19 protein-coding genes, 1 tRNA gene and 1 pseudogene are annotated in these 17,864 nt (G+C 69.1%); 8 read left to right on the forward strand and 13 right to left on the reverse strand.

The features are described from left to right. Nucleotides 1-25: 25 nt before the first annotated feature. Nucleotides 26-1,021 (forward strand): GlxA family transcriptional regulator, encoded by a 996-nt coding sequence (locus tag AW273_RS16000; RefSeq protein WP_062349106.1) that lies wholly within the window; start codon nucleotides 26-28, stop codon nucleotides 1,019-1,021. Here AW273_RS16000 and AW273_RS16005 read toward each other — a convergent pair. The 6 genes from AW273_RS16005 to AW273_RS16030 are packed head-to-tail and all read right to left on the reverse strand — an operon-like array spanning nucleotide 976 to nucleotide 6,696. Continuing rightward, entirely contained in the window at nucleotides 976-2,517 is a 1,542-nt protein-coding gene (locus tag AW273_RS16005; protein ID WP_062349107.1) for a fused response regulator/phosphatase, read from the reverse strand. The genes AW273_RS16000 and AW273_RS16005 overlap by 46 nt on opposite strands. Further along, the gene (locus AW273_RS16010) at nucleotides 2,510-4,150 is read right to left on the reverse strand and encodes an ATP-binding response regulator (protein WP_062349108.1); all 1,641 of its coding nucleotides are present in this window, start codon (nucleotides 4,148-4,150) and stop codon (nucleotides 2,510-2,512) included. Before AW273_RS16010 ends, AW273_RS16005 begins: the two co-directional genes overlap by 8 nt. Next, the gene (locus tag AW273_RS16015; RefSeq protein ID WP_062349109.1) at nucleotides 4,147-5,109 is read right to left on the reverse strand and encodes an ATP-binding protein; all 963 of its coding nucleotides are present in this window, start codon (nucleotides 5,107-5,109) and stop codon (nucleotides 4,147-4,149) included. The genes AW273_RS16010 and AW273_RS16015 overlap by 4 nt, the downstream gene beginning before the upstream one ends. Further along, a complete protein-coding gene (locus AW273_RS16020; protein ID WP_062349110.1) occupies nucleotides 5,097-5,495 on the reverse strand; it encodes an ATP-binding protein in 399 nt (132 codons plus the stop codon). Before AW273_RS16020 ends, AW273_RS16015 begins: the two co-directional genes overlap by 13 nt. Then, nucleotides 5,492-5,857: an STAS domain-containing protein gene (locus AW273_RS16025; protein ID WP_062349111.1), complete on the reverse strand. Its 366-nt coding sequence runs from the start codon at nucleotides 5,855-5,857 to the stop codon at nucleotides 5,492-5,494. Before AW273_RS16025 ends, AW273_RS16020 begins: the two co-directional genes overlap by 4 nt. Next, nucleotides 5,857-6,696: an STAS domain-containing protein gene (locus tag AW273_RS16030; protein WP_062349112.1), complete on the reverse strand. Its 840-nt coding sequence runs from the start codon at nucleotides 6,694-6,696 to the stop codon at nucleotides 5,857-5,859. Before AW273_RS16030 ends, AW273_RS16025 begins: the two co-directional genes overlap by 1 nt. Before the next feature lie 132 nt (nucleotides 6,697-6,828). On the opposite strand from AW273_RS16030, the gene AW273_RS16035 reads away from it, so the two are divergent. Beyond that, nucleotides 6,829-7,173 (forward strand): STAS domain-containing protein, encoded by a 345-nt coding sequence (locus tag AW273_RS16035; protein WP_062349113.1) that lies wholly within the window; start codon nucleotides 6,829-6,831, stop codon nucleotides 7,171-7,173. Here AW273_RS16035 and AW273_RS39335 read toward each other — a convergent pair. Further along, nucleotides 7,127-7,306 (reverse strand): DUF6203 family protein, encoded by a 180-nt coding sequence (locus AW273_RS39335; RefSeq protein WP_369409041.1) that lies wholly within the window; start codon nucleotides 7,304-7,306, stop codon nucleotides 7,127-7,129. The two genes, AW273_RS16035 and AW273_RS39335, sit on opposite strands and share 47 nt — an antisense overlap. 52 nt (nucleotides 7,307-7,358) lie before the next feature. Next, nucleotides 7,359-8,294 (reverse strand): annotated as a pseudogene (locus tag AW273_RS16040) (helix-turn-helix domain-containing protein); the annotation flags it as partial. Between the two features lie 71 nt (nucleotides 8,295-8,365). On the opposite strand from AW273_RS16040, the gene AW273_RS16045 reads away from it, so the two are divergent. The 4 genes from AW273_RS16045 to AW273_RS16060 all read left to right on the forward strand — a co-directional run bounded on the left by AW273_RS16045 (nucleotide 8,366) and on the right by AW273_RS16060 (nucleotide 10,522). Beyond that, complete coding sequence (locus AW273_RS16045) at nucleotides 8,366-8,827, forward strand: rhodanese-like domain-containing protein (protein WP_083949813.1); 462 nt, start codon at nucleotides 8,366-8,368, stop codon at nucleotides 8,825-8,827. Nucleotides 8,828-9,217: 390 nt separating this feature from the next. After that, nucleotides 9,218-9,290: transfer RNA gene (locus tag AW273_RS16050), tRNA-Ala, on the forward strand. 320 nt (nucleotides 9,291-9,610) lie between these two features. After that, a complete protein-coding gene (locus AW273_RS16055) occupies nucleotides 9,611-10,258 on the forward strand; it encodes a hypothetical protein (RefSeq protein WP_062349115.1) in 648 nt (215 codons plus the stop codon). 72 nt (nucleotides 10,259-10,330) lie between these two features. After that, nucleotides 10,331-10,522, forward strand: coding sequence for a hypothetical protein (locus tag AW273_RS16060; RefSeq protein ID WP_062349116.1), 192 nt, complete (start codon nucleotides 10,331-10,333; stop codon nucleotides 10,520-10,522). 65 nt (nucleotides 10,523-10,587) lie between these two features. Here the strand turns inward: AW273_RS16060 and AW273_RS16065 are convergent, their stop codons facing one another. Further along, nucleotides 10,588-11,265: a class I SAM-dependent methyltransferase gene (locus tag AW273_RS16065; RefSeq protein ID WP_062349117.1), complete on the reverse strand. Its 678-nt coding sequence runs from the start codon at nucleotides 11,263-11,265 to the stop codon at nucleotides 10,588-10,590. A 392-nt stretch (nucleotides 11,266-11,657) separates the two neighbouring features. Between AW273_RS16065 and AW273_RS16070 the strand changes: the two genes are divergently transcribed. After that, entirely contained in the window at nucleotides 11,658-13,385 is a 1,728-nt protein-coding gene (locus tag AW273_RS16070) for a hypothetical protein (RefSeq protein WP_062349118.1), read from the forward strand. A 350-nt stretch (nucleotides 13,386-13,735) separates the two neighbouring features. On the opposite strand, the gene AW273_RS16075 is transcribed toward AW273_RS16070, so the two are convergent. Together AW273_RS16075 and AW273_RS16080 are read right to left on the reverse strand one after the other, a co-directional pair. Further along, nucleotides 13,736-14,551, reverse strand: coding sequence for a DUF4240 domain-containing protein (locus AW273_RS16075; RefSeq protein ID WP_062349119.1), 816 nt, complete (start codon nucleotides 14,549-14,551; stop codon nucleotides 13,736-13,738). 20 nt (nucleotides 14,552-14,571) lie between these two features. Next, complete coding sequence (locus AW273_RS16080) at nucleotides 14,572-15,612, reverse strand: helix-turn-helix transcriptional regulator (RefSeq protein WP_083949799.1); 1,041 nt, start codon at nucleotides 15,610-15,612, stop codon at nucleotides 14,572-14,574. A 63-nt stretch (nucleotides 15,613-15,675) separates the two neighbouring features. Between AW273_RS16080 and AW273_RS16085 the strand changes: the two genes are divergently transcribed. After that, nucleotides 15,676-16,779, forward strand: a complete 1,104-nt coding sequence (locus AW273_RS16085; RefSeq protein WP_062349120.1) for an epoxide hydrolase family protein — start codon at nucleotides 15,676-15,678, stop codon at nucleotides 16,777-16,779. A 5-nt stretch (nucleotides 16,780-16,784) separates the two neighbouring features. Here AW273_RS16085 and AW273_RS16090 read toward each other — a convergent pair whose 3' ends face one another. Both AW273_RS16090 and AW273_RS37900 read right to left on the reverse strand, forming a co-directional pair. Next, nucleotides 16,785-17,123, reverse strand: coding sequence for a hypothetical protein (locus AW273_RS16090; RefSeq protein WP_062349121.1), 339 nt, complete (start codon nucleotides 17,121-17,123; stop codon nucleotides 16,785-16,787). Between the two features lie 76 nt (nucleotides 17,124-17,199). Next, nucleotides 17,200-17,727, reverse strand: a complete 528-nt coding sequence (locus AW273_RS37900; protein ID WP_198168168.1) for a hypothetical protein — start codon at nucleotides 17,725-17,727, stop codon at nucleotides 17,200-17,202. Nucleotides 17,728-17,864: the final 137 nt, after the last annotated feature.

Consider the following 17,864-nt stretch of genomic DNA (forward strand, 5'->3'; position numbering starts at 1 on the left):
AGCCAATATGTGAAAGAATCGGGCCATGCCTCATCGTGTGGCCATGCTGGTGCTCGACGACTTCGCGACCATGGACGTCGGCGTCCCCGGGCAGTTCTTCGGCATCGCCGAAGACGCCGACCGCCGGCGACTCTACGACGTCAAGACGTGCACGCCCGACGGCGGGCCGGTCCGCTGCGCCGCCGGGTACGCCATCGTGCCCGACCACGACCTGTCGCTCCTCGACGACGCCGACACGGTGATCGTCCCGGGTATCCACGGCGGGCCCCCCTTCGAGGGCTCCCTCGACCCCGGCGTGGCCGAGGCGCTCAGGGCGGTGGCCGGGCGCAAGCGCATCGTGTCGATCTGCACCGGCGCGTTCGTGCTGGCGGCGGCCGGGCTGCTCGACGGGCGCGCGGCGACCACCCACTGGCGCAACGCCGGCCGCTTCCGGCGGCTCCACCCCCGCGTGCTGCTCAACCCCGAGGTGCTGTTCGTCGACGACGGCGACATCCTCACCTCGGCGGGCGTGGCGGCCGGCACCGACCTGGCCCTGCACATCATCCGGTCCGACTTCGGCACCGAGGTCGCCAACCGGGTGGCCCGCCGCTGCGTGACCGCGCCGTTCCGCGAGGGCGGCCAGGCCCAGTTCATCGAACGCCCGCTGCCGCCCGCCCAGGGGGCCTCGACCGAGTCGACCCGGGCCTGGATGTTGTCGCGCCTGGCCGAACCGCTCGACCTCAACGCGCTGGCCGCGCACGCCCGGATGAGCGTGCGCACCTTCACCCGCCGGTTCCGCGAGGAGACCGGCCTGTCCCCGGCCCGCTGGCTCAACCGGCAGCGTGTCGAACACGCCCGCCAGCTCCTGGAGACGACCGGGCTGCCGGTCGACGAGGTGGCCCGGCAGGCCGGGTTCGGCACGGCGGTGTCGCTGCGCCAGCACCTGCACGCGGCGGTCGGGGTCTCCCCCATCGCCTACCGCCAGACCTTCCGGCCTCAGGCCGCCCTGCGCAGCACCACCAGCGCGACGTCGTCTTCGTGATCGGGGCGCATCATCGCGTCGATCACCCGGTCGCAGTAGGCCTCCAGGTCGTCTTCGACGGTGCCCGACAACTCCTGGAGACGGGCCATGCCGTCTTGGATGGTCAGGTCACGGCGCTCCACCAGCCCGTCGGTGACGAGCACCAGCGCCTCCCCCGGTTCGAGGGTGAACCGCCCCTCGCCGGGCCGGTGCAGGCGGGCGCCGAGCAGCGGTCCGGGCATGCTCAGATAGTCGGTACGCCGCTTCGAGACCAGCAGCGGCGGCAGGTGCCCCGCGTTGCACATCACGATCTCGCCGGTCGACGGGGTGAGCAGCAGCAGCGCCACGGTGGCCAGCTCACGCGGCAGGAACCGGAGCATCAGCAGGTTGACCTGCCGCAGGATCTCGTCGAGCGGGTGGCCCTCGCTGGCGTAGGCGCGCACGGCGTGCCGGATCTCGGCCATCACGGTCGCGGCGTGCAGTGAGTGGCCCATCACGTCGCCGATCGCGACCATGAGCTTGCCGCCGATCTCGATGACCTCGTAGAAGTCACCGCCGATCTCGGCCTTGGCGCTGGCCGGGACGTATCGGGCGGCCAGCTCGACCCCCTCGACCTCGGGCAGCGATCGGGGCAGCAGGGCCCGTTGCAGGGTGAGCGCGATGCGCCGCTCCTCGTCGATCGAGCGCAGCGCCTCGACCGCCAGCGCCACCCCCATCGAGAACTGGCTGAGCACATGGGCGTCGTCGTCGCCGAAGGCGAGCGCCGCCTCGACGAGCACCCCGACCGGCGGCCGTCCCTGGACCCGGGCCAGCGCCACCTTGACCTCCTCCGCCGCGACCGACGGCGCCAGCACCCCGGCCCAGTCGGACCCGGGGGTGGTGCGCATCGTCGGGCCGCGCGGCACCCCGCCCGGGTCGAGCAGCGGCGAGTCGGCCGCGACCATCCCGTCGTGGTCGCGGATGACGTAGCGGCTCCCCGTCTCGGTCGGCGCGAAGACGGTGGCGGGCCCGCCGAACATCCGGAACGCGCCCTCGGCCGCCGCGCGGAGCAGTTCGTCGAGGGTGCCGGCCATGTTGATGGCCAGAGTGGTGTCGGAGAGCCCGGCCAGCCGCCCGGCCAGGCGCTCGGCCTGGCGGCGGGCGCGGGCGTACCGGAGGGTCGCGTTGACCGTCGCCAGCAGCACCTCGGGTTCGACCGGTTCGACGAGGTAGCCGTCGGCGCCGCGCGCGAGGCCCTGGGTCCGGTCGCCGACCTCGACCGCCGAGGCGGTCAGGTGGATCACCGGCACGGCCGCGCTGACCGGATCGGCCTTGATCCGCTCACACACCTCGAACCCCGACATGTCGGGCATGCGGACGTCGAGCAGCACCAGGTCGGGCAGCGACTCCTTGACCAGCCTGAGCGCCTCACCCCCGGAGGCGGCCTCGACGACCGCGTATCCCGAGTGCTGGAGCCAGGTCGAGATGACGTAGCGGTTGGCGCTGATGTCGTCGACCACGAGGATTCGTTCAGGCATCGCGTCTTCCGATCTCGCCGACCGCCCGGAGCAACTCCCCCCGGGTCAGGCGCGACTTGTCCAGGGCCACGCCGTCGATCCCGCCCGTGTCGGCCGAGGTGACCACGATGACGGGCGTGGCGGCCAGGCCGGGGTCGGCGCGCAGCTCCCCGATGACCTCCTCGCCGCTCAGGCCGGGCATGCGCAGGTCGAGCAGGAGCAGGTCGGGACGGGCCCGCCGCACGGCCGCCAGGGCGGCGTAACCGTCGGCGGCGTCCTCGATCTCCTCGGCGACCCCGTGGAGGAGGCCGCGCAACATGGTGCGGAAGGCGGCGTCGTCGTCGGCGACGACCACCCGGCCCAGCCGGACGCGGTCGAGGCGCGGGAGGCGTACCTCGAAGACCGTGCCCTCCCCCACCACGCTGTGGACCGACATCTCGCCCCCGAGGACGGCGACCAGGCTCCGGGCGTAGGGCAGGCCCAGGCCGGTGCCCGTGACCGAGGTCTGCATGGGGCCTCTGACCTGGTGGAACTCCTCGAAGATGCGCTCGATCTCCTCGGCCGGGATGCCGATGCCGGTGTCGGAGACCCGCAGCAGCACGTGGTCGCCGTCGGCGTGGGCGCCGACCCTGACCTCGCCGCGCTCGGTGAACTTCAGCCCGTTGGTGAGCAGGTTGCGCAGCACGTGGGTGAGCATCAGCTCGTCGGTCTGCAGGATCTCCACGCCGTCGGGGTCGTCGACGACCAGCGTGACCCCCTCGCGCGCCATCGGCCGCAGCGTCTCCCTGAGGCGGCGCAACACGCCGCGCAGCGACACGTCGACGACCTCGGGTTCGAGGCGGCCCGACTCGGCCTTGGCCAGGTCGAGCAGCTCGTTGACGAGGTTGAGCAGGTCGCGGCCCGACTCGCGGATCAGCTCGGCCTGGCGGCGCTTCTCGTCGTCGAGGGGTTCGCCGAGGTCGAGCAGCATGCGGGCCAGGCCCAGGATCGAGCTGGCCGGGGCGCGCAGCTCGTGGCTGACGTTGGCCAGGAACCGGGTCTTGGCCTCGCTGGCCTCCCGCAGCCGGGCCGACTTGTCCTCCAGCTCGGCGTAGAGGGCCACCACACCCTGGTTGGTGCGTTCGAGCTCCTCGGAGAGCTGGGTGTAGAGGGCCATCACGCCCCGGTTGGTCTCCTCCAGCTCGTCGCGCTGCGACTGGACGTCCTCCAGCGCCGCCATGAGGTCGTGGTTCTGGGCGCGCAGCTCGTCGAGCGGGCTCGTCTTGGCCAGCCCGGCCAGCCGGGCGCGCAGGTCGCGCAGCCACTCGCCGGTGTAGCGGCCGGGGGGCAACCCCTTGCTCAGGATGACGTCCTCCCCCTCGCGCGAGACTTCGTCGACCAGCCGGGCCGCCGCGGCGAAGCCCGGGGCGGAGGGGCTGAGCGGACCATAGCCCCGGACCCGCACCCGCAGGGGACCGTCGATGGAGAAGGCTATTCTCGCGCCCCCCGCATGGGTGAGCACCTCCCGGCCGACCTCGCTGAGCGCGGTCGCCAGGCGCACCTGGTCCTGCTGGTCGAGTCCGGCCGCGTCGGCCACCACGCGGGCGCGCTGCCGCAGCGTGAACACGTCGCCCTCGCCCCTGACCTCGATCGACAACAGCTCGCCGGATGTCATGACGGCATCCTGGCGACCAGCACACCGGCGTCGTCGCGGCGGACCCCGAGATCACGCAGAAGGGTGCCGGCGATCACCAGGGGCCGGCGGGTGACCAGGCCCGGGTATTCGCCGAAGGTCCAGCGCTGCCGCAGTCCGTCGGTGTGCATGACGATCAGTGCCCCGGGAGGAAGGGGGTAGTCGTACTGTCTGACGGCCGCCGCGCGGTGCCCGGCGATGCCCGGCAGGGAGGTCAGTCCGCGGTGGTCGCCCCGGTGGACGAGCGTCGCCGCGATGTTCCCCAGCCCGGCGAAGGTCAGCGTGCCGCCCCTGGCCTGCGCGACGGCCACGGCCACCCCCCGGGTGTGCGAGATCTCGCCGTGGACGTGCTTCACGAGCTGGGCGGGCGGCCCGGCGGGGGCGTCCTCGAAGGCCCGGACCGCCGCGACCGCCGCCGAGGCGGCCAGCGGCCCGTGCCCGAGCCCGTCGCAGACCATGAGGGTGAACGCGTCGTCGTCGGCACGCCAGGCATAGGCGTCGCCGCCCGCGTCCTCACCCGGCATCGGCCGGGTCAGGCCCGCCACCTCGAAGGGGCCGTCCTCCCCGATCCTGACCGCGAAGACGGTGCCGGACCCCGGCCGCGAGTAGACGTCGGACCAGTCGGAAAGGCGCCTGATGGCCCCCAGCCCGATGCCCAGCCCGCCCCGGCTCGACAGCCCCTCGACCGGCGGCGGGTCGAAGCCCGGCCCGGAGTCGACGGCCACGATCTCGACGTGCCCCGTGCCCCGGCGGACCAGGACGGTCCCGCTGCCCGCGTGCCGCCACACGTTGGCGGCCAGCTCGGCCGCCACGATGGCGACCTCGGCGACCCGCTGCTCCGGCAGCCCGGCCGCCGCCGCCCGGTCGACGGCCGCGCGGCGGACCGCGCCGACCGCGCTCTCCTCGGTGACGTCGATCCAGACGTCGGTCAGCGGGCCCACTTGACCACCGTCACGGTGGTCCCGTCACCGGGCGCCGTCTCGATGGCGAACTCGTCGACGAGCCGGCGGGCCCCGCCGAGCCCGAGCCCCATGCCCGAGCCGCTCGTGAAGCCGTCGGTCAGCGCCTGCGCGACGTCGGCGATCCCGGGGCCCTTGTCGCGGAAGACCGCCTTCACGCCCTTGCGCAGACCGTTGTCGACCTGCTCCACGAGGGCGCCGCCGCCCCCGCCGTAGGTCAGGGTGTTGCGGGCCAGCTCGCTGGCCGCCGTCACCAGCTTGGTCTGGTCGACCAGCGACAGCTTGGCCTGGACGGCCGCCGCCCGCACCGCCTGACGGACCCGGACGACGTCGGCGTCGCCGGAGATCGGAAGTTCCTGCGCGGTCATCTCGCCGTTCCGCGGGCCGAGCTCAGCAGCCGCATGCCACGCTCCACGTCGAGCGCCGTCTTGATCCCGTCGAGGGAGAGCCCCAGCTCCACCAGGGTGATCGCGACCGCCGGGCGCATGCCCACGACGACCGTCTCGGCGTCGAGCACCCGCGACAGGGCCGCGATCGTGGCCAGCATCCGGCCGGTGAACGAGTCGACGATGTCGAGCGCGGTGATGTCGATCACGACGCCCCGCGCCCCGGTCTCGACGATCCGGTCGGCCAGGTCCTCCTGGAGCGCGATGACCATGTCGTCGCGCAGGTCGACCTGGATGGAGACCAGCAGCATCTGCCCGATCTTCAGGATCGGAAGGCGTTCCATCACAGGCCGCGCTTGGACATCTCGGCGGTGACGTCGACCCCGATGCGGCCGAGGGCCAGCAGCAGCGCGTCGGCCAGCGTGGCCTTGGTGGCGATGTCGCCGAACTCGATGCCGAGCGCCACGATCGTCTGCGCGATCTGCGGGCGGATGCCCGAGATGATGCACTCGGCGCCCATCAGCCGGGCCGCCACGATCGTCTTCAGCAGGTGCTGCGCGACCTGCGTGTCGACCGCGGGGACGCCGGTGATGTCGATGATCGCGTACTCGCTGCCGGTGTCGACCAGCGTCTGCAGCAGCTTCTCCATGACGACCTGGGCGCGCGCCGAGTCGAGCGTGCCGACCAGCGGCAGCGCGACGACGCCCTGCCACAGCTTGACCACCGGGGTGGCCAGTTCGAGCAGTTGCTCGGCCTGGTTGGAGATCACCTCTTCACGGGTCTTCGCGTAGCTCTCGAAGGTGAACAGCCCGAGCTCGTCGATCACGTCGGAGAAGGCCGTGAACTCCGGTCCGGTCCCGACCGAGTCACGCACCGCCTTCTTCAGCGCGAACACGCTGATCGCCGTCTCACGCGGACTGAACCCCTGCAGGGCCCGCCCCCGGGACAGGTCGACAAGCAGCGCCCGCACCTCGCCGTAGGCAGCCGAGCGGGTGTCGGCCCCGTCGGCCGACGCCACCGCCGACAACACGGCGTCGAGGATCTCCCGCAGCTCCTTGTCGAGCTCGATCTCCGAGATCCGCCCGCGCAACGACGCCGCCACGTCGGCCCGCCAACGGCGGACGAGATCGTCCTCCGCCGCCCGGCACCTATCGATAAGGTCACCGAAGGGTTCCGAGGTCATGTGCCCTCCAAGTCGTACCGGATTCGCATTATTCGCGACCCCCACCCTAGAGAAGTCGCCGGTACTGCGACATGTTTCAGATTAGAGGCCTCCCTGTGGTAGGTCTTATGCGGTTACGAACAGAGGGAGATCATGGACAACCTCCGGGTTCACGTGGCTCCGTCGGGGGCCTATGCCGTGATCACCGTGGCCGGGGACGTCGACGCCACCACCACAGGACAACTGCAGCAGGCCGTCACCCGTGCCCGGGAGATCTCGGCCCACCTGGTGCTCGACCTGGCCGAGATGACCTTCATGGACAGCGCCGGCATCCGCGTGCTCCTCGACGCCTTCCACCACACCCAGACCCAGGGCGGCAGCGTCGCGCTGACCGGCCCCCGGCCCTCACCCCGGAAGGTGATGGAACTGGTCGGCCTGGCCGACCACATCCCTATCTACGACTCGCCCGCTGAGGCTGTCGCCGCCGGCCCGGTCTGAACCGGGCGTTCTCCTCGGCCTCCCGGGCCTTCCGGCGACGCCGGCCGAGGAACCAGCCGGCTCCGAGAACCGCGATCCCCAACGGGGTCTTCGACAACCAGCGGGTCACGAACACCTGCAGAATTCTCTTCATACTGACCGCCCCTGCCCGGGATTTCCGCAGGTAGGCCCGACGACGACAGATGGAACGCCCTCCGGTACGCCGAGGGCGAGGTCTTCATCGCGCGGGTGAAGTGGTGGCGGAAGGTGACCGGGCTGTCGAAGCCGCAGGCCGCCGCGATCTCCTCGACCGGCGTCGTGGTGCCCTCCAGCAGGGGCAGGCTGGCGGCGACCCGCTGTCCGATGACCCATTTGAGCGGGCTGGTGCCCGACTTCCGGGCGAAGTGACGCAGGAACGACCGCTCCGACATGGCGGCCTGCCGCGCCATCTCCCGCACGGAGATCGGCCCGGCCAGCCTGGTGAGGGCCCACTCCATGGCCCGGCCGACGGCGTCCTCCTCGGTCGGGGTGACCGGCGTCTCGATGAACTGGGCCTGCCCGCCCTCCCGGTGCGGCGCGACGACCAGGCGGCGGGCCACCGCGTTGGCGACCGTGGGGCCGTGGTCGGTCCTGACCAGGTGGAGCAGCAGATCGAGCCCCGCCGCGCTGCCCGCGCTGGTCAGCACGTCGCCGTGGTCGACGTAGAGCACGTCGGGAGTGACGGTCACGGCCGGGAAGCGGGCCTTGAGCAGGGGGGCGTACCGCCAATGGGTGGTGGCCGTGCGCCCGTCGAGCAACCCGGCGGCGGCCAGCGCGAAGGCTCCCGAGCAGATCGAGACGACCCTCGCCCCTCGCCGGTGAGCCGAGCGGACGGCCTCGACGAGGGCCGGGGAGACGTCGCACCGGACGTCGCGGACCCCGGGGATGACAATGGTGCCGGCCCGTTCGAAGGCGTCGAGGCCATGGGAGGGCGTCATCGTGAAACCGCCGACCACACTGAGCGGACCGGGCCTCTCGGCGCAGACGGTCAGGTCGTACCACTCGACGTCGTCGGGCCGGGCCACACTGAAGATCTCGACGACGCAGCCGAGCTCGAATGGGGCCATGCCGTCGAAGGCCAGGACGGCGACACGATGCGACATGACGGGATATTAGCGGAAAGGGGCGTTTCCGCCACTGCCGCCCGATGGGGAGGTGGGCCAGGCTTGGCGGCATGTCAGCGATTCTGCGTACCCCCGCCGCCTCCCCCGCCGTGGCGTTCGCCCACTTCGCGGCCCGGCTGGCCGTCGAGACCGACGTGGCCGACGTCGCCCGCGACCTGGCCGAGGGGGTGACCGGCGTCGTCGTGGTCGACGTGCGGAGCCCTGAGAGCTGGGAGCAGGGACACGTTCCCGGCGCCGTGCACATCCCCGTCAGCGAGATCCCCTCGACGACGCTGCCGTTCGAACAGACCGTCGTCGTGTACTGCTGGGGGCCCGGCTGCAACGGGGCCCAGCAGGGCGGGGCCGCCTTCGCGCGGCTCGGATACCGGGTGAAGGAGATGATCGGCGGGTTCGAGTACTGGGCGCGGGAGGGGTACCCCGTACAACTCGGGGACGGGACGGTCGTGAACCGGGAGGTGGATCGGCTGGTGGGTCCTTCACCTCAGGGTGCCGAGCGTCCGGTGAGGGCGTAGGGGCGGTCGGGAGCCTGTCCCATGGGGCGGAAAGGTGGTCATGGCGTGGCTCTTGAAGTCGTGTGACACGGGCAGGTGCTTCCACAGGTTGGGGCTTGCGATGTCGGCATGGGTTCCCCCCTCGGATCACGTGCATGCCGGTTTGGCCGGCGACACGGGTGGAACCCTGCGGGGCCGGTGGAACACCGGTCCCGCGGGGACGTCATCGCTTCGGTCGGGGCTCTGGGGTTCTCGCCTGCGCGGCGGGGTGTCGGCCGGGCACAGGCCGAGAACGGGGGCCGGAGCTTGGGGGAGAGATGGCCTCGACTTGACGACGACCAGGAGGGCCGGCGGGGGCGCTTCCACGTCCCAGGCACCCTCCCCCGTCCGATAGACTCTTCTCACACCTTCGGGGCTATAGCGCAGCTGGTAGCGCACCTCCATGGCATGGAGGGGGTCAGGGGTTCGAATCCCCTTAGCTCCACCCAAGGTTCGCTACTCGAACACTGCTCATCTAGAGCGGTGGCGAGTAGCGCAGTAGGTCCATTGACGGCGGTGTCTTCCGAGACACCGCCGTTTCTGTTTGCCCGGGTGACGTGAAGGAACGGCGCGATGGGTCTGTAGGTGCGTCGGATACGACGGCCGGACCTTCGAACTTCTCGCGAACGTTGAAGTGGCCCAGAGGCGCACGCCCGACCGTTCCGCCAAACGGCCCACCACAACCGCTCGGTCACGGCCGTTGCACACCCGTAGAGCACCTGCCCGTCGAACCCGCGTGGGCAGGATGGACAGAGAGGATCGACCTTGCCCACCGAGAGCGAGGCTCACTACACGGACCTGTCTAAAATCGGCGAATTCGGCGACCTGACCATCACCTGGTGCCGTGCCGTTTCGGCCGATTCCGTGATCGGCGCGATTGGCGGCGCCGTCTTCGATGTCTCCTCAAACGATCTGGGTGGCCTGATAATCGAGTCGGTCAAAGACCTGATGGATGGCCGACTGCCCAGGTTCATACTCCTGGCCGAAGAATCTCCCTGGTTCCTCTTGGTGGAGTACAGCAGAAGCAGAACACTCGAGGCGCTTGAGCTACTTTCCGACGACGAGGCCATCTGCCTGACCGCCAATGAATTCCTCGTCCGAGGCGACCTCCACTACGCCCGAGGTGGCGTGCGCCTGTGTACGTTCGTCTACGGAGGTGACGTCCGAGGCGATACGGCCGCCATTGAGGACCATCTCGATGGCCTGTTCAATCTGCACGAGAGATATGCCGACATAGACAAGGGTCTCGTGCCGGGCGAACAGTTCCTGGATGACTGGCGTGTCCACGCCCTCATCCTGATGGAGCGGATCACCGGAATCCGCCTGTCGGCCGAACTGCTGAATCGCGAAAGCGCGCTCTATCGTTTCCGGGAATGGGATGACCCGCCCCAGGGAGGAAACATCGGTAATTGATCCGGACCACGGCCTTCCGCCGGGAGATCAGGCGAAGCTGCCGGGAGAGCACGCCTGTTCCGCGGCCTCTGGGTGGAGAGCGACGATCCGGTGGAGGTGGCCCGGTCGCTCGGGTGGATCCGGGCTCGGCGCTGCTATGCCCTGACGCCACGCACCCGGCAGGACTTCGCCGTCTGCCTGCAGGAGAGCGGCGACCTCACCGTGCCGCTGCCCGCACGGGCGGCACGCGCCGGTTGCGGCCTCGAACTCCGTGAATACCAGTGATCCCGGCGGGCGTCGGTCAGGTCTCTCCATGTATCTGCCGCGCCATGACCCAGTCGCCTGGGGTGTCACTTCGGTCGTGCGGTGAACCAGGTGAGCTCGTCGTGTACGAGCCAACGGTCGAAGCGCAAGTCCGCGGCATCGAGGTCTGCCGCCAGTTCGTCCTCGATGATGGGGTGACGACTGAAGGTGTGCGTCCAGATTTGGTCGCCGACGTGGTAGTCGGCGACCACGTTGACGCGGGCTCCATTCCGGTGGACCTCTCTGAGGACGAGCCGGATGCCGTCGTGCGTGCGCTCGGACGGTTCCACGGTCTCGAACCAGCTCGGGTCGGTCTGCTGGACGATGGCGACGCCATCGGGTCCCAGGTGTCGTCGACAGGTTTTGAGGAATTCGCGCCGTTGCTCGGGATCGGTGTTGATCATGGTGCTGGCGAGCAGGACGGCATCGAAGACGCGGCCAAGGTCCAGGCCTTCGATCCGCGCCGCCACCGTGGGCAGGTCAGGGATGCGTGCGAGCATGGCCGGCGACTCATCGACGCCCACGACCGGGTGCCCGAGTTCGGCGAGAGGCCGCAGAATCCGGCCGGTACCGCAGCCGAGCTCCAGAATCGACGCGCCCTCCGGCACGGCGCCGTGGACGATCGATGGCTCGCCCATCGGGGGAAGGAGGCTGTAGAACTCGACAGAGCAACCGTCCGGCGTGATCACACCGGGGCCCGAGCCATGGTTGGTGCTCATCGCCATTCGTGACCACGATTCCTCTCAGCGAATCCCGTGTGCGGTGTGGCGTCTCGGTTCCGAAATGATTAAACACCATCCACAACCGACATGATGGGCGGCCGGAACGGCAAAGACATTCAGGGGCACCCTCGCCGAAGTGTGACCCCAGTGCAGTGAGCCTTTTCATCCTCTGTGGCGGGTGGGCTGGTCACAGCGTGATCGCGATGCCGAAGTTTGCCCCATGACATAGCGAAGCCCAGCCGGCATCAGACGGCTGCTCATCGTGCGGGCGAACCCTCACATTCTTGGGGGCGATGGGACGTTGATTGCTTCCAGATCGCAGGGTGCGGGGCCGTAGACTCCGGCAGTGAACGCCGACGACTGGCCGTTGCGCGTCCTCGCGGGTAGGAGATCGTATGCAGGACCGTTCAGACTCGATCGAGCCCGCCGAGCCCGAGGAAAATGGTCAGACCGATAACGGTGGATCACCTGTGGAGGATGGTCCGACGCCCGACCCAGATATCGATGCATCCGCGGTCTTAGCGGAGGTGCTCCCAGGGGTTGCCATCGTTTTTGGTGAAGTCCCGGCGGAGCTCAAACGCGGACTGATCGACTTTGGGCTCGTGCCGATCGCCGACCGTAAGCGGATCTCCGCAGCCCTCGCTGCGATTGGTAACACTGCGACCGTGGTCGGTCACCTCGGAAACGCATTTGCGGGCGCGCAGGGGATCTACAGAATCAGTGACGCGACACTTGCTCTCCTGAAGGCAGGAGGAGCGCTCGCCGTCAAGGACGGTGCGAACCTGGGAGCAGTGATGTCCTCGGGGCGCATCGTCGCTCAAGCCCGCTTCATCCCCTTGGCTTCGGTGAGCACGGTGCAGACTTTGGCCGCGATCGGGCCGGCGCTGGCCATGATCGCCCTTCAGATGCAGCTGGGTGAGATCTCTGGCTTGGTAAAAGCCAACATCGCGCTGACGACCCAGGTACTCACGGATATCCGCCACGGGCAGTGGGCCGAACTGACTGCGCTCGTCGCCACAGTCGATGAGGTGGTCGAGCAGGCGCGAGCAGTCGAATCGGTCCCGACTTCCCTGTGGGATACCGTCGCCGGCAAGAAGGCGGACCTGCGTAAGCAGCTCGACCTCTACCGGCTGAACGTCGGAGGGCACATCCGGCAGATCCATGGGCTCGACACGCGTGGCCGCCGTGAATATCTCGAGACGAATGCCGAGGCGATCGTCTTCGACAGCAACGCCCTCCTGTCGTCCGTCAAGGCGTGGATCGGTTATCAGGCGCTCCACGCCGCGAGGGCGAGAGCCGCCGGGCCTGAAGATGCCGGAGAGGCTCGGCTCGTCGAGGACATCGCGCGCCGGACCGGCAAGGAGCTCGAGTCTGTTCTCGCCGAGACGGCGAACCTCGTCGACTCGCTCACGCGGGAGTTACGCATCATCGTCGAGCTTCCCGGCCGCGCCACCCTTCCACTGCCGGGAAAACGGAAGGACGCGAGTTCGGCCCGCTTGACCTCCGCGCTGATTCTCGCGGCGATCGAGCCCCTCGCCGACGCACTTCATCCGCCAGCCCCTCCGCTGGAGGCTCCGGACGTCGTCTGCGCGTCCGAATCAGTGGCGCTGGAACCGTACCTTCGCATTTTGCAGTGGTTTCTTGAGGACGGTGAGACCCTGCGTGTCCTCGGCTTCCCCGATGAGCCCGACGCTCCCGACACCTTTTCGGCGATCGTCGGCGGAGTGAAGGGAATCTTCGCGACTACGACGGCGAAGTCACTTGTCGCCGTCACCGATCGCCGCATCATCACGGGCCGGACAAACGCGTTCCTCGAGCAGGGCGAGATTTGCCAGGTCATCCCAATCGACCAGGTGCGATACGTTCGGGTATCGATCTCACAGGAAAGAAGCACACGCTCGATGATCGACCTCATCACCCGCGAGGAGAACATCAAGTGGCTCTTTCCCACCGATATAGATAACACTCGAATAAATGCGCTCGCCGCCGTGCTCGCCGAGTCAATGGCAATTCCAGATGTCGAACGCGATGCACTCAAACGGCAGCGCCACTCCCCCATCGAGGCGGAAAAGAAGGGCGAGAGTATTCCTACGGACCCAACCGAACTCGAAACCACGGCCTGAGATGCAGCATTTTGTCGCCCAGCGATCGCTTTGTGGACAGCGCCTGCGCATGTCACGACGGCTCAACGCGACACCCAGAGCTGCAACAGAGTGTTCGAGTAGGCGAGCGCTAATTCCACGGGCTAATGGATGACTCGCGGTTGTCGGCCTTCGGGACGAACTGTTACGGGCCATTTTCCCTCTTGCATCGACCGGGACGACCCTCCTAACCCCAAATAAAAGATAGCTTCGCCCTCCTCGCGCTCCCCTGGTGCGCATTCACGCCCCTTGCTTAGCTCCGGCCCTCCCACTCCCCGGACAGGCCTCGCTTCACTGCAATTTGATTCTCAGGCTTGGTGCAGGGTGGCGTTTTATGCATGAGTGCTTGCCATATGCCACGCGAGATCCTGCGCGCGGCATATGACGGAGCGCTGGGGAGAGGTGCAGCCGCGCCATCGCCACGCGGTTCCGCGACGCCGGGCGAATGACACGTTCAGCTCTGGCGAAAGAAATCGTGTCCGTCGGGAATGGACGGTTCGCGGGAGGCGGCGGGCGAACTCCGCGTCATCCTCGAAATCCCAGTCCTCGCCATGAGGGATCGAGGGGTAGGGCGTCTCGATACCGGGAAGCAAGGGGAACCTTCCGTGCACTCCCCTGGATTCCACGCGGTCATACAGGTCGTCGCGTCCGGTCACTTTTTCATATGCGCGATAGGCGACGTACTGCATCAGCTCGAATGAGGGATGTTCGTCGTCGGTCCACGGATCACTGCGGTTCTTGGTGATCCTGACCAGCCGGAACGCTCGTTCCCTCGACCAGGATGTGCGCCGGTGGCCGTAGAAGTAGACGTGTTCCAGTTCCAGGACATGCCGGACCTGCGGGAGATCGATCACGGCGTCCGGATCGTCGGCGACGGTCTCGAAGGCGTCGCGGCCCAGGCTGATCAGCCAGGAGACGGCATATTCGAACCCGTGGGTCCCTGGCCTGCCCAAGGTCGACCAGCATGTCGCCCACATGTCGTATGAGCAGGCGCGATCGGCCATCGCGATCCACCAACACGTGAAGTCGACCATCTCTTCGACGGGAAGGGCGGAGAGGCGGTCTTCCAGGAGACGGAGTCGTTCGGCGCGGGTCGTGGACTCGCGGGCCGAGAGTTCGATCAGGTCCCAGAATCCATTGACGTCCATGGAACGGAATTGTGGGCCTGCTACGAGCCCCTCGTCGTGTCACCGGGCGAACCCTCCGGTGCGGGCTCCGCCCCTCGCGTTCCCTGGCCGGGCCCCTGAAGCGGCCTCTCCCCGCCGACCGCTGCCCGAGTGAACCGGGCGGCCAGCGTCCGCAGGTATTCGATCAGTTCCGGTGGTTCGGCCACGTCGAAGTCCAGATCCAGCAGTCCGAGGTGGACCGCCAGCGTCTGGATGCTCTCGGCGCCCGTGTCCAGCACGCACCTGTCATCGTCGATCGCCTCGACGACTCCGACAGCCGGATTGATCCGTTCCGTCACCACCTCAGCGGCCGCGTGCACGACGACCCGGGCCCGGTGCCGCCACGCAGCCGAGGAAACCCCCCGCGCCACATAGCTGGCCGCGCCGCCCTCCGGCGGGTCGCGGGGCGGGAACCGCGGCCCCGTCGGGGTCCGGGGAGTGAGCCGGTCGACCCGGAAGGTCCGCCAGTCGTCGCGGTCGACGTCCCACGCGACGAGATACCACCGCCGGCCCCACGACACGATCCGATGGGGCTCCACGCCGCGCAGGGTGCTCGACCCGTCGTGGGCGCGGTAGTCGAATCTCAGTCGTTCCCGGTTCCGGCAGGCGGTGGCCAGGGTGGCCAACACGGTGGGGTCGACGGTCGGGCCAGGGCGGTCGGCGGGTACCGGTTCGGTCGACGCCCGTAGCGCGTCGACGCGGTGCCGCAGGCGGGACGGGAGCACTTGTTCCAGTTTGGCCAGCGCGCGGGCGGAGCTCTCCTCCATGCCGCCTACGGCGGTGCGCAGGCCGATCGCGACGGCGACGGCCTCCTCGTCGTCGAGGAGCAGGGGTGGCATGGCGGCGCCCGCGCCGAGGCGGTAGCCGCCGTCGGTGCCTCGGCTCGCGTGGACGGGGTAGCCCAGGTCGCGTAGGCGTTCGACGTCGCGGCGGACGGTGCGGTCGCTGACGCCCAGGCGGTCGGCGAGGTCGCGGCCCGGCCAGTCGCGCCGGGCTTGCAGGAGCGACAGCAGGCGGAGCAGGCGTGCCGAGGTTTCCAGCATGGACGCCACTCTGCCGGCCCTTCCGGACAGAGGTTGACCGGAAGGCTCCGTAGCGTTGCGGTCATGAGCGAAGAGATCATCCCCTTCCGGATCGACATCCCTCAGGCCGTCCTCGACGATCTCCGCGACCGGCTCGGCGACACCCGGTGGCCGGACCAGATCCCCGACACCGGCTGGGACTACGGGGTGCCGGTGGCCTACGTGAAGGAGCTGGCCGAGCGCTGGCGGCACACGTACGACTGGCGGAAGTGGGAGGCGAGGCTGAACGCCCATCCGCAGTTCACGACCGAGATCGACGGGCAGAAGGTGCATTTCCTGCACGTCCGCTCCCCGCATACGGACGCGCTGCCGCTGGTGCTCACCCACGGCTGGCCGGGGTCGGTCGTGGAGTTCCTCGACGTGATCGGGCCGCTCACCGAGCCGCCGGCCGGGCAGCAGGCCTTTCACGTGGTGATCCCGTCGCTGCCGGGGTTCGGGTTCTCCGGCCCCACCCGGGAGCGGGGGTGGAACCGGTTCCGTACGGCGAAGGCGTGGGCCGAGCTGATGCGGCGGCTGGGCTATGACCGGTACGGCACCGCCGGCAACGACGCCGGGTCGCTGGTCGCTCCCGAGCAGGGGCGGATCGACCCCGAGCACGTCGTCGGCGTGCACGTCACGCAGATCTACTCGTTCCCGTCGGGCGATCCCGCGGAGTTCGCGAAGCTCACGCCGGAGGACCGGGAGGCGCTCAAGGTGCTCTCGTGGTTCCGCGACAACAAGATGTCGTTCAACATCCTGCACTCGCAGCAGCCGCAGACCCTCTCCTACGCCATCACCGACTCGCCCGCCGGGCTGCTCGGCTGGCACGCGCAGCTCATGGGCGAGGACCTCGACCCCGACTTCGTGCTCACCAACGTCATGCTCTACTGGCTGACCGGCACGGCCACCTCGGCCACCCGCTTCTACTACGAGGACGCCAGGGCCGAGGCGCCGGCCGGGCCGACCACGGTGCCGATCGGGCTGGCGATGTTCAAGGGCGACTTCGTGTCGATGCGCACCTTCGCCGAGCGCGACCACGAGGACATCCGGTCGTGGCACGCCTACGAGGAGCCCGCCGGGCACTACGCGGCGCACCTGGCGCCGGAGGTGCTCGTCCAGGATCTCCGGGGGTTCTTCGGGGGGTTGTGAGCGGGTCAGTTCTGGATCTCGATCGGGCCCTCGTCGAAGACGGTGATGTCGGTGACGATGGGGATCGGATGAGGCCAGTCCACGTTGACCACGAAGGTCACGCCCTGGTTGGCGTCCCAGGGCGGGCCGTGGGGTGCGATGTTGGAGACCGTCACGTTGGCGGAGCCGATGAAACGCTGGTGGTTGGCGTCGGCGAAGCCGCCGTGCGCGTCGGGGTCGGACTCCGGGATGTACTCGCTGGCGGCGACGTGCACGATCGAGTTGACGTTGATCGCACCCCAGTTGAAGTTGAGCGGGACCCGTCCCTTGAGCGGTCCCCAGTACTTGCGGATGTGCTGTGGCATGCCGTGTCCAATCTGTTGCCGCTGTGGCACCGAGACTGGCGGGAACGACGATGTCCGCGCATGAGTAGGGCCCTGCTCAATCGGGCGTGACGACCTCCCCGACGTCGGCGCCGTACACGGGCGCCTTGCCCAGCCGCTGCACGACCACCAGCCAGAAGACCCCGACGACGATGCCGCCGCCGAGCTGGGAGAGCGGGACCTCGCAGGCCCACACCACCGGCAGGGCGGCGGCGAGGTGGCGGGGGAACCGCCCGGCCCGCCAGAGGGTGACCGCCATGACGACCGACCCGGCCAGGACGGCCAGGTTGGCGGGCACGGCGACGTACGGGAACCAGGAGAAGTCGGCGCCGTTGACGTTGGACGAGGTCGCGCCGAACGCGAGCAGCAGATGGCCGGCCACGACGGCCCATGGGCCCCTGGCCCCGAAGCGGCGCAGCTCCAGCAGTCCGGGGATGCTGAGGACCAGACCGGCCGCGAACAGGCCGAGGATCAGATGTTCCTCGCCGAGCACCCGCGGGTCGGCGTCGAACGGGCGGACGGCCTGGAAGACGCCGGAGACGGCCATGGCCAGCGCGGCGGCGAGAGTGGAGATTCTTACGATCACCCCGGCGACGCTAGAGAACGGGCCGTCCCGGGCGAATCGGCCGCCGGTCGCCGACGGGTACATCCGTGGGCTGAGGCCCGTACATCCCCGGGTGGACATCGGGACACGAACCCCCAGAACACCCCGAATCCTGGATA

The sequence above is a fragment of the Herbidospora yilanensis genome, assembly GCF_001570565.1.
Classification (GTDB): Bacteria; Actinomycetota; Actinomycetes; order Streptosporangiales; family Streptosporangiaceae; genus Herbidospora; species Herbidospora yilanensis.